The organism is Paraburkholderia domus (assembly GCF_905220705.1).
In the GTDB taxonomy this organism is placed as follows: Bacteria; Pseudomonadota; Gammaproteobacteria; order Burkholderiales; family Burkholderiaceae; genus Paraburkholderia; species Paraburkholderia domus.
Genome location: NZ_CAJNAT010000053.1, coordinates 19,547 through 30,149 on the forward strand (window position 1 = coordinate 19,547; position 10,603 = coordinate 30,149).

A 10,603-nucleotide genomic window follows, 5' to 3' on the forward strand; every position below is an offset into this window, starting at 1 on the left:
TTTTGCATGGACGGCAGAAAATGGCCAATATAGAGATAGACGCCATCGACAGACGCATTCTGGCGATCCTTCAGGAGAATGGCAGGCTGTCGAACCAGGAGATCGCCGAGCGCGTCAACCTGTCGCCGAGTCCCTGCCTGCGGCGCATCCGTCGGTTGGAAGAGAGCGGGGTGATTCGCGGCTATGTCGCGTTACTCGATGCGCAAAAGCTTGGGCTCGATCTGCTGGCCTACGTGAATGTGCGGCTGGAAAAGCGCAGCCGTCCGGCGCTCAGCCCGCGCGGCGACGCCACGCATGCTGATCTGTTCCGCGCAGCGGTGCAGACGTGGCCGGAAGTGGTTGCATGTCACGCGATGACGGGCGACATGGATTACCTGTTGCGTGTGCAGGTCGAGGATATGGCGCACTTTTCACGTTTCGTGCAGGAGCAGTTGCTGCACCATCCATCTGTAATCGACGTGAAGACGAGCTTTTCGCTCGAGAAGTTCAAAGAGACGACTGCGTTGCCGATTTTGTGAGCGCCGCGTCAAGGTCAATCGACAGACAAAAAAAGGGCAGCCACAAGGCCGCCCTTTTTTCGCTGAAGCGCAGCCTGCTTAGGCTGCCTTAGCTGTTGGCATGAACGATTCGAACAATTTCGACGCCTGGCGTGCCTGGCGTTTGATTGCGTAGTCGAACACCGCAGCTTGCTCCTGCAGCATTTCAGCGATGATGCTCGATTGATCCGCTGGCGACAACGTCAGATAGGCGTCTGCTTCGCCGTATGCGTATTCGATCTTCATACCTGCCTTCTTCGCGATGTGCATCATGGTCGAATTGCGCGACAGGCAGTGCATGTAAAGCGTAGTGACATGCGTATTACGGCTGCGGATGGCCGCGCGCTCGAAGAGCTTCGAGCCAATTCCTTGCCCGCGGACGCTTTCCAGCACCGATACGCCAAACTCGGCGGTGCGCTTGTCGCCTTCGGCCGGAAGATACGCCAGATGGCCGACGCCGGTGAGTTGCAACTGGCTATCGAACACGCCGAAGACCGTGTCGCGGGTGAAATCGATCGCGCGGACGTAGTTTTCAATGACGTGGTTCGGCACGATCTGGCCGAAGCGCAGAAGGCGGTCGTCTTCGTCGAGCGAGAGGAAGTGGGTCAGCAGCCGTTCGCGATCAATGGCGGTGAGCTCGCGGACCAGAGCAGGCGCACGACCGGCTGGCTGCAACAGGCGATCGTGCGCGACGATCGGCTCAGCGGCGCGGGGTGTAATCAAGTTCATGGTCAGGTTCTCCTTTTAATCGAGCGGCATGGTGCACCGCAAAAACGATTTTAGCGGAAACCCTGACTTATCACTAGGGAAAACCCGTATCTAAAATTGAAGGGAATGCCTAAAAAGTTAGCGCCCTATTTTTAGTGTATTGATTATTAACGAAAAATAAATTGAACGAGCGTTCGTGACAAGATGTCGCGTCTGGGCAACTCGCGGCAACTATTGCTTCTGAACAATGCTGCCGTGCGCAATCAGCTCTCGGCGGAGCTCAATCCGTGGTCCACCATATTGACCACTTGTTCAGCAAATTCCCGGTAGCCCATCCGGCCGTCCGGCTTGAGCCAGGTGAACGTCCAGTTGATCATGCCGAACACCATCATCGTGAGGGCCGTCTGGTTTTCGCGCGTGGCGCGTTCCGGATAGGCTCGCGCCAGCTGCCGCGCAAACGCGGCGACCACATCGCGCTGGCGGTTCAGGATGACCTCGCGCTGGGTGTCGACCAGATACTTCACGTCGTTGAGGAGCGCGACGTGGCGGCTGTGCGACGTCTCGTACTCGGACAGAAACGCGCGGATCAGTTCCGCGAAGGTTTCCCGCTCCGTCAGTCCGCGGCGTTGGCTCGCACCTTCTACCTCGGCGATGATCAGCATCAGCCGCTTGGTGTAGCGATCCAGCAGATCGAAGAGGATCGCTTCCTTGCTCGCGTAGTAGTGGTACAGGCGCGCTTTCGAGGTGCCGCTCGCGGCGGCGAGGTCGGCCATCGAGGTGCTCGGGTAGCTGGTCTGGGCAAATTTCGCCGCGGCGAGTTCGAGGATCTGATCGCGCTGGGTTTCGTGGTCGGGGGCTCGGGTGCGGGCCATAGTCGTCTATTTTTTTAGTGTGGACAGGGGGCAAGCGCGGCACACAACTCCAGCGTGCGCCATGCGCTCGTGTCACCGCGTAGCTTGATGCGGCGGGTCGCGGCCAGTTCGCGGAAGCGCCACAGCACGATGGTGTCACTCACCAGATATCCGAGCTCGGCGGCCATCAATGCGGCGGCAACATGTGCGGCAGGCTGCCAGTCGCCGGTGACATGCTCGAGAATCAGCGCGTCCAGATCGGCGAAGCTGCCGCTCGTGAAAGTGTTGTCGCGCCAGCGCCGCGTCTCGCCGTTCGCGTGTTTGGCTTCCTGCCATTCGAGCGCGAGCCGGCTAATGCGCAGAACCGAAATCGGCGCTGCGTCCGACAGACGCCCTTGCAGTACGGCCGGCGCGAACATGCCGACTGATGTCGCGCGATCTTTGCGGCTGTGCGCCCACGCGCCCGGATCGGTGAGGTCGCGAATCGATAGACGCATTTCGTTCAGCCGCTGCGGGTTGTTGCGCAGGTGGTAGCAGACTCGGCGCAGCATAAGTTGATCGGCCGCGCTTTCGCCGTGCCAGACCACGAGGTTCGCGTCGCCGCGCGCGATGTTCTCCAGCGCTGCCGCCTGCTCACGGAATTCCCGAAGATAATCGCGCCTAGTGTCAGCGCTGACACGGTCCCAGAACTCTGCTCGTACGTCGGGCCCGTCGTCGATACCGCGCAGCGGACCGACCGCCAGATCGTCGCGCAGAGCATGCACGCGATCATCGCGGCCCGCTTCGGCTAACGCGGCGCGCAGTGACTCGGCGGCGACATCGCCGTTGGTGAGGTGGATGGTGCTCATCGGCAGTGGCTTCGGCTGGCAAAAAACGCAAATGACAAAAGGGGCCGCTCATCGACCAGGACAGATGTCCGATCGCGAGCGGCCCCTAGTGTAAGCGGATCGCGGACCTGCTGAAAGCGTTGCGGGCGTCGCATGGCCACCCGCCACGTTCGGTTCAACGCTCGTCGTAACTCACCACCACGCGATCGCTGATCGGATGGCATTGGCAGGTCAGCACGAAACCGTCGCGGATTTCGTGTTCTTCCAATGTGTAGTTCTTTTCCATTTTCACCTCGCCTTCGAGCACCTTCGCGCGGCAGGTGCAGCAGACGCCGCCCTTGCATGCATACGGCAGCGCGAGGCCGGCACGCAAGCCGACGTCGAGCACGCTCACGCCCTGATACGGCAGGCGCAGCTTGCGCCTTTTCCCGTCGAGGACGATTTCGAGGTCGGCGGCCGGGGTGTCGTCGGTGATGTCGACCGGCGGCACGCCCGCTTGCGGCAGCGGCGAACCGAAGCGCTCCACATGCACTTTTGCCGAAGGCACGCCCGCGGCTTTCAGCGCCGCCTCCGCGGCATCCATCATCGGCGCGGGGCCGCAGATGAAGGCTTCGTCGATTGCATCTGCCGGCAGGAGATTTTCGATGAAGGCCGCGCACTTCTGCTGGTCGAGCACGCCGTTGAACAACTCGACGTCCTGCAGGTCGTCTGACAGCACGTGATAGAGCACGAAGCGGTTCATGAAGCGGTTCTTCAGGTCTTCGAGCTCTTCCGCGAACATGATCTGATCGACGCTACGATTGCCGTACACCAGTGTGAAGGTGCTGCGCGGCTCGACTTCGAGCGTCGTCTTGATGATGGCGAGCACCGGTGTGATGCCCGAGCCACCGGAAAACGCGATGTACTGCTGCCCCTGGTCGGCGTTGAGATGGGTGAAGAAGCGGCCGTCCGGTGTCATCACGTCGATGGTGTGGCCGGGTTGCAGCGTGTCGAACGCGAAGTTCGAGAAACGCCCGCCGCGCACGCGCTTGATGCCGATGCGCAGTTCGCCGTCGCGATCGTAATCGGTGACGCCGACGCAGATCGAATACGAACGGCGCGTTTCCTCACCGTCGATGTGCGTTTTCAGCGTGACGAACTGGCCCTGCGTGAAGCGATAGTGATCGCGCAGTTCGACAGGGACTTCGAAGGCGACCGAAACCGAATCGGCGGTTTCGGGCCGCACTTCGCGGATACGCAGCGGATGAAATTGCGGGGTAGCCATATCAGTATGGTTTGAAGTAGTCGAAGGGTTCGCGGCAGTCGAGACAGCGGTACAAGGCCTTGCAGGCCGTCGAGCCAAATTGCGCGAGACGCTCGGTATGCGCCGAGCCGCAACGCGGACAGGACGGCGCCGGCAGCGCACGCGGCATGAAGCGCAGCACTTTTTCCTGTGATGCCACGGCGGAACCGCAATTGCCCGTAGGCGGCGCGATTCCGTAGGCGCGTAGCTTCTCGCGCGCGTTGGCGGTCATCCAGTCGGTGGTCCAGGCTGGCGCGAGGACCGTGGCGATCCGATACGGCTTCAACTCAGCGACATCGAGCGCGTGGGCGACGTCTTCGGCGATCTGCGACATCGCCGGGCAACCGGAATAGGTCGGCGTGATCACGACTTCGAGCGTGCCGTCGGCGGCGCGTCGCACGTCGCGCAGAATGCCGAGTTCGCGAATCGACACCACCGGAATCTCCGGATCTGGCACCGATTCGAGCACGGCCCATGCACGTTCGAGCATGGCGTCGGCGGTGGACATCGCAGTCGAGGTCGTCATCGTGAAGTTCCGTTGGGTTCCGGTTGAGCGCTTACCACGTGGCGCCGGGATGCTGGCGCGCGAGGCTTTGCATTTCGGCCAGCACGAAGCCCATGTGCTCTGAGTGCTCGCCGTGCTTGCCAGTCGTGATGTGCTTGACCGCTTCGGGGAGCTTGAGCGTGGCTTTGTCGAGCGTGGCCTGTACGTCTTCGAGCCAGGCTGCCTCGAGATCCGACGTCAGTGGGCCGATGCCGGCCGCGGCGATGGTCTCCTCCACCGCGTCCGCGCTGAAGAACTCGCGCGTGTACGGCAGCAGATAGTCGATTGCGGCTTGTGCGCGCCGATGCGATTCGTCCGTGCCGTCGCCGAAACGGATCAGCCATTCGCTCGCGTGGTGCACGTGATAGCTGGTTTCCTTGATCGACTTCGAGGCGATCGCTGCAAGCTGCTCATCCTTCGACGTAGTGAGGGCCGTCCACAGATGCGCCATCAGCGTCGAGTACAGGAAATTGCGCGCGATGGTGACCGCGTAGTCCTTCTCTGCTTGCGCCGTGCCGGCGAGCGGGCCGTAGTGTGGCAATTCGGCTAGCGTGTAATTGGCGAACTCGCGTTCAGCGCGGAAGTACGCGTAGTCGTCTTCCGTGCGGCTTTTGCCGGTGAGTTGCTGTTCCAGCGAGGCGGCGTGTGTGTACAACAGACGCGCCTGCCCGATCAGATCCAGACTCATGTTCGACAGTGCGATGTCCTCTTCGAGGATCGGGCCGTGACCGCACCACTCGGCATTGCGCTGACCGAGGATCAGCGCGGTGTCCGCGAGGCGCAGCACGTACTGCAGATGTTGGGGCGTGATGGTCATGGCCGCGCTTACATGTGGTTGACTTCGTCGGGGAGCGTGTAGAACGTCGGGTGGCGGTAAATCTTGTCGCCAGCCGGTTCGAACAGCTCCGCCTTGTCTTCCGGCGCGGACGCCGTGATCGCCGACGACGGCACCACCCAGATGCTCACGCCTTCCTGGCGGCGCGTGTAGACGTCGCGCGCCATGCGCAGCGCCATCGGCGCATCGGCGGCATGCAGGCTGCCGCAGTGTTTATGGTCGAGTCCCTGCTTGCTGCGCACGAAGACTTCCCAAATCGGCCATTCCTTGTTCATCGCTGATCTCCTGATACTTTGTCTGGCTTGTCGCCGCGGTTAGGCAGCTTGCTGTTGTGCGCGCTGGCGTTGCTTTTCGGCGTGGGCGAGGGCGGCTTCACGGACCCAGGCGCCTTCGTCGTGGGCTTTCACGCGGGTCGCGAGACGTTCGCGGTTGCACGGGCCGTCGCCGTTCACGACGCGCCAGAATTCTTCCCAGTCGATGTCGCCGTAGTCGTGGTGGCCGCGCGCTTCGTTCCACTTCAGGTCCGGGTCCGGCAGCGTGACGCCCAGTACCTTGGCCTGGTCGACGGTGGCGTCGACGAATTTCTGGCGCAGATCGTCGTTCGAGATGCGCTTGATGCCCCATTTCGACGACTGGTTGCTGTGGATCGAGTCTTTATCGCTTGGGCCGAACATCATCAGCACGGGCCACCACCAGCGGTTCACGGCTTGCTGGACCAACTCGCGTTGCGCTTCAGTGCCGCTCATCATCGACATCAGCGCGTCGAAGCCTTGGCGCTGGTGGAACGACTCTTCCTTGCAGATACGGATCATTGCGCGTGCGTATGGGCCGTAAGTGCAGCGGCACAGCGGAATCTGGTTCATGATCGCCGCGCCGTCCACCAGCCAGCCGATCACGCCGACGTCCGCCCACGTGGGCGTCGGGTAATTGAAGATGCTCGAATATTTGGCTTTGCCGGAGTGCAACGCAGCGATCAACTGATCGCGCGACACGCCGAGCGTTTCCGCCGAGCTATATAAATAGAGGCCGTGGCCTGCTTCGTCCTGCACTTTGGCCAGCAGGATCGCCTTGCGCTTCAGGCTGGGTGCGCGCGAGATCCAGTTGCCTTCCGGCAGCATGCCGACGATTTCAGAATGCGCGTGCTGCGAGATTTGTCGGACCAGCGTCTTGCGGTAGGCGTCAGGCATCCAGTCCTGCGCCTCGATCTTGCCGTCGGCGGCCATGACCGCGTCGAATTGCGCCTGCTCGGGCGAACTCGCTGCCGCGTCGAGCGGGGCGACATTGCCGGGGATATCCAGGGATTGCGTGTACATGGGGACGCTCTCAGCGGAAGTTGTCTGTGTCTGCGCAGTATAAGCCAACCGACCGGTCGGTTAATAGATTTTTTGAGATGTACGGTATTTTTCGATAGGTAAACCTTGAGTCCGTCACCGAGGCGTTTCGCAAGCACCGCTGCCCCGCGCCGACACTTAACCTATAAAATTGCGAATTGGCCGCGATTTGCGGCCTTCATGCATCCCCCGGTACACATGTTACGTCTAAGCGAAATCAAACTCCCACTCGATCATCCCGAGAGCGTTCTCGAAGCCGCCGTCCGCGCGCGCCTCGCTGAACTCGGCGTGGGCGAGGACGGGCTCATCCGATACACCGTGTTTCGTCGCGCGCACGACGCGCGCAAGCGGGCCGACATCAAGCTCACTTACATCGTCGATGTCGAGGTGAAGGATGAAGCGGCCGCGCTCAAGCGGCTCGCCGAGGTGCCGCATTGCGGTGTGACGCCGGACATGACGTACCGGTTTGTCGCTAAGGCACCGGCGGAAATGACCGCTCCGCGTCCTGTCGTGATCGGCATGGGGCCGTGCGGTCTGTTTGCCGGGCTGATCCTTGCCCAAATGGGCTTTCGTCCGATCATTCTCGAGCGCGGCAAGGCCGTGCGCGAGCGAACCAAAGATACTTTCGGCCTGTGGCGTAAGTCGGTGCTCAATCCTGAATCGAACGTGCAGTTCGGCGAAGGCGGCGCGGGCACGTTCTCGGACGGCAAGCTTTACAGTCAGATCAAGGATCCGAAGCACTACGGCCGCAAGGTGCTAGATGAATTCGTCCGCGCGGGTGCGCCGGAGGACATTCTTTATCTGAGCCGGCCCCATATCGGCACGTTCCGCCTTGTCAGCATGGTCGAGAAGATGCGCGCGACCATTCACGAACTGGGCGGCGAGGTCCGTTTTGAGACGCGGGTTGAAGATATAGAGATCGAGCAAGGTAAGGTGCGCGGGCTCAAGCTGTCGACGGGCGAGCATTTGCGCTGCGACCATGTGGTGCTGGCGGTCGGCCATAGCGCGCGCGATACCTTTCAGATGCTGAGCGACCGCGGCGTCTATCTCGAAGCGAAGCCGTTTTCGCTCGGTTTCCGGATCGAACATCCGCAAGGGTTGATCGATCGCAGCCGGTTCGGCAAGTTCGCCGGCCACAAGCAACTGGGTGCTGCCGACTATAAGGTGGTGCACCACGCCAGCAACGGGCGCGCCGTTTATAGCTTTTGTATGTGTCCCGGCGGCACGGTGGTCGCGGCGACGTCCGAGCCGGGCCGTGTGGTGACCAATGGCATGAGCCAGTACTCACGGGCCGAGCGCAATGCCAACGCAGGGATTGTCGTCGGGATCACGCCGGACGATTATCCGGGCGGTCCGCTCGCCGGCATCGCCTTCCAGCGCAAATGGGAAGAGCGGGCGTTCGAACTGGGCGGCGGCAACTATATGGCTCCGGGCCAGCTGGTTGGCGACTTTATCGCCGGGCGGCCGTCTACGTCGCTGGGTTCGGTGGTGCCGTCATACAAACCGGGCGTGCATCCGACCGATCTCAGTACGGCGCTGCCGGATTACGTGATCGAAGCGATCCGCGAAGCGTTGCCGCAAATGGACAAGAAGATTGCTGGTTTTGCCATGCATGACGCGGTGTTGACAGGCGTCGAGACGAGAACGTCGTCGCCGATTCGCGTGCGGCGTCGGGATGACTATCAGAGTATGAATGTCGAGGGCTTGTATCCGGCCGGTGAGGGCGCGGGGTATGCCGGCGGGATCTACTCGGCGGCCATCGACGGGATCGAAGTGGCCGAGGCGCTTGCGTTGAAGATGACTGGGGCGGCGGCGGTCTGATTGGCGATTTGTCAGCGCTTTCGGCAAATGGCTGTGGCGCGGACGGCCGGATTTGCGTGAGGCGTTATGCGTCCTCAGCCGAGTGGATGCTTCGCAGACATCGCCTCTGACGTGCGAGGTTAGCGCTTGCTCCACTGTCGGGCGAGCCGAGTACGTCCGGTCCGTTCGGGCCGCCGAATACATATACCGCTTTCACGACTCGTTCGTGGTTGCAGTCCTGCTATGAGGCGCGGGTGTGATCAGGCGTTAGCGTTCGCCCGGTCGGCCGCTATGGCTATGGCGATCGGGCACAATGCACGTTTCGCCTCGAACTGACCATCCGAATGACCATTCGCACCCTGGCTGCCGCATGTGGCGCGGCGCTGCTTTGCCAATTTGCCGTTTCCTCGACTGTTTCTGCCGCCGACGCTCCGACACACTGGGTCACCGCATGGGCGACGGCGTTGCAACCCATCCCGCAACGATCGGACTTGCCGCCGTTATACCGTGCCCCGGAAGTAGCAGGGCGCACGGTCCGCCAGATCGTTTATCCGACGCTGTCGGGTAAATCCGCGCGAATCCATCTCAGCAACGAGTACGGCAAGACGGCGCTCGTCATCGAAGAGCTGCGCATTGCGCGCTCGGCCGGCGGCGCGGCCGCGATTGGCAATGGCGAGACGCGCGTGACTTTTGGCGGCAAGGGCTCGGTGAGCGTACCGGCAGGCGCAGAGTTGGATAGCGACTCGATTGCTATCGACATCGCCGAAGGTGCGCCTTACGCGATTAGCGCATTCACGGGGCCGGAACAGCGGATCGTGGCGTGGCATCGGGTCTCGAATCAGTTGAGTTACGTTTCCGCACCGGGGAATCACGCTGCCGACACGTCCGCTGACTCGTTTCGCGGCCGGTTCACACAATATGTGTGGGTGACGGGTTTGTCGGTGGATGCGCCGTCGTCGACCGCCGTAGCTGCGATCGGCGACTCGATCACCGACGGCATGCGCTCCAGTCTGAATCAGAACCGGCGCTGGCCGGACGCGCTGGCTCGTCGCTTCGCCAGCAGCGTCGAACACTCGACGGCGATCGTTAATCTTGGCATCAGCGGCAATCGCTTACTGAGCGACTCGCTCTGCTATGGCGATTCGCTCGTCCGGCGTTTCGACCGGGACGTGCTGGAGCGTCCAGGCGTCAAGACGGCGATTCTGTTGATCGGAATCAACGACATCAACTTTGCAGAGATGCCGACTCGTAGCGGCCTTGACTGCGATGCCCCGCATACCTCCGTGACGGCCGTCGATCTGATTGTCGGCTACCAGCGGGTGATTGCGGATGCTCGGCACCGCGGCGTGAAGGTGTTCGGCGCAACGTTGACGCCGGCGTCACTGCCGGCGCCGCGGGAGACTATCCGGCTTGCGGTCAACCAGTGGATTCGAACCAGTCACGCTTTCGACGGCGTTATAGATTTCGACGCTGCACTACGCGACCCGGCGCAACCGAATCGCCTGCAACGCGCCTTTGACAGTGGCGACCATATCCATCCCAGCGACGCCGGATACACCGCAATGGCCGAGGCGGTTCCTGTGGTTGCCTTAGTGAATTCAACCCGGAAGTGAGTCGCCAAAAAAAGATTTTCGTCAAACACTTGTCATATGGCTGATGTTCGCCTAAGATTCGCCTCCTCGTTTGCGAACGAGCGCCGCTGCAGAAACAGGCGGCCGTAGCGTCAACAAGGTTTTAAGCGAAAGCGAAAAAATGTTGTTGACGAAGCGAAAAAGATGCTTCATAATCTCGTTTCTCTGCTGCTGATGCAGCGACGCAGAACGAAGCGGTGCCGGGTGGTTGAAGTGGGCGCTGGTTCGGTAGTGAATGCGTAATCGATCTTTAAAAAT

General features: G+C 61.5%; 12 protein-coding genes. 3 read left to right on the forward strand and 9 right to left on the reverse strand.

What is annotated here, in order from left to right; all coding sequences use genetic code 11:
- Nucleotides 1-20 precede the first annotated feature (20 nt).
- Nucleotides 21-518 (forward strand): Lrp/AsnC family transcriptional regulator, encoded by a 498-nt coding sequence (locus tag KHO31_RS37925; RefSeq protein ID WP_211625945.1) that lies wholly within the window; start codon nucleotides 21-23, stop codon nucleotides 516-518.
- Between the two features lie 78 nt (nucleotides 519-596).
- Here KHO31_RS37925 and KHO31_RS37930 read toward each other — a convergent pair whose 3' ends face one another.
- The 8 genes from KHO31_RS37930 to paaA all read right to left on the reverse strand — a co-directional run bounded on the left by KHO31_RS37930 (nucleotide 597) and on the right by paaA (nucleotide 6,896).
- Nucleotides 597-1,265, reverse strand: coding sequence for a GNAT family N-acetyltransferase (locus KHO31_RS37930; RefSeq protein ID WP_201084244.1), 669 nt, complete (start codon nucleotides 1,263-1,265; stop codon nucleotides 597-599).
- A gap of 242 nt (nucleotides 1,266-1,507) precedes the next feature.
- Nucleotides 1,508-2,116 (reverse strand): TetR/AcrR family transcriptional regulator, encoded by a 609-nt coding sequence (locus tag KHO31_RS37935; protein ID WP_201084245.1) that lies wholly within the window; start codon nucleotides 2,114-2,116, stop codon nucleotides 1,508-1,510.
- Nucleotides 2,117-2,130: 14 nt separating this feature from the next.
- Nucleotides 2,131-2,943: a DUF1835 domain-containing protein gene (locus KHO31_RS37940; RefSeq protein WP_201084246.1), complete on the reverse strand. Its 813-nt coding sequence runs from the start codon at nucleotides 2,941-2,943 to the stop codon at nucleotides 2,131-2,133.
- A gap of 154 nt (nucleotides 2,944-3,097) precedes the next feature.
- On the reverse strand, nucleotides 3,098-4,186 hold the full coding sequence (gene paaE, locus KHO31_RS37945) for a 1,2-phenylacetyl-CoA epoxidase subunit PaaE (RefSeq protein ID WP_201084247.1): 1,089 nt from the start codon (nucleotides 4,184-4,186) through the stop codon (nucleotides 3,098-3,100).
- A 1-nt stretch (nucleotide 4,187) separates the two neighbouring features.
- The gene (gene paaD / locus KHO31_RS37950) at nucleotides 4,188-4,730 is read right to left on the reverse strand and encodes a 1,2-phenylacetyl-CoA epoxidase subunit PaaD (protein WP_201084248.1); all 543 of its coding nucleotides are present in this window, start codon (nucleotides 4,728-4,730) and stop codon (nucleotides 4,188-4,190) included.
- A 31-nt stretch (nucleotides 4,731-4,761) separates the two neighbouring features.
- Nucleotides 4,762-5,565: a 1,2-phenylacetyl-CoA epoxidase subunit PaaC gene (gene paaC, locus KHO31_RS37955; protein WP_201084249.1), complete on the reverse strand. Its 804-nt coding sequence runs from the start codon at nucleotides 5,563-5,565 to the stop codon at nucleotides 4,762-4,764.
- 8 nt (nucleotides 5,566-5,573) lie between these two features.
- Nucleotides 5,574-5,858: a 1,2-phenylacetyl-CoA epoxidase subunit PaaB gene (paaB, locus tag KHO31_RS37960; protein WP_007179854.1), complete on the reverse strand. Its 285-nt coding sequence runs from the start codon at nucleotides 5,856-5,858 to the stop codon at nucleotides 5,574-5,576.
- 39 nt (nucleotides 5,859-5,897) lie between these two features.
- Nucleotides 5,898-6,896, reverse strand: a complete 999-nt coding sequence (paaA, locus tag KHO31_RS37965) for a 1,2-phenylacetyl-CoA epoxidase subunit PaaA (protein ID WP_201084250.1) — start codon at nucleotides 6,894-6,896, stop codon at nucleotides 5,898-5,900.
- A gap of 216 nt (nucleotides 6,897-7,112) precedes the next feature.
- Between paaA and KHO31_RS37970 the strand changes: the two genes are divergently transcribed.
- Nucleotides 7,113-8,735 (forward strand): NAD(P)/FAD-dependent oxidoreductase, encoded by a 1,623-nt coding sequence (locus KHO31_RS37970; protein ID WP_201084251.1) that lies wholly within the window; start codon nucleotides 7,113-7,115, stop codon nucleotides 8,733-8,735.
- Nucleotides 8,736-9,058: 323 nt separating this feature from the next.
- Nucleotides 9,059-10,327, forward strand: a complete 1,269-nt coding sequence (locus KHO31_RS37975) for an SGNH/GDSL hydrolase family protein (RefSeq protein ID WP_201084252.1) — start codon at nucleotides 9,059-9,061, stop codon at nucleotides 10,325-10,327.
- Nucleotides 10,328-10,378: 51 nt separating this feature from the next.
- Here the strand turns inward: KHO31_RS37975 and KHO31_RS37980 are convergent.
- Nucleotides 10,379-10,603 (reverse strand): hypothetical protein (locus KHO31_RS37980; RefSeq protein WP_211621376.1); only part of this gene is annotated, 225 nt, incomplete at its 5' end.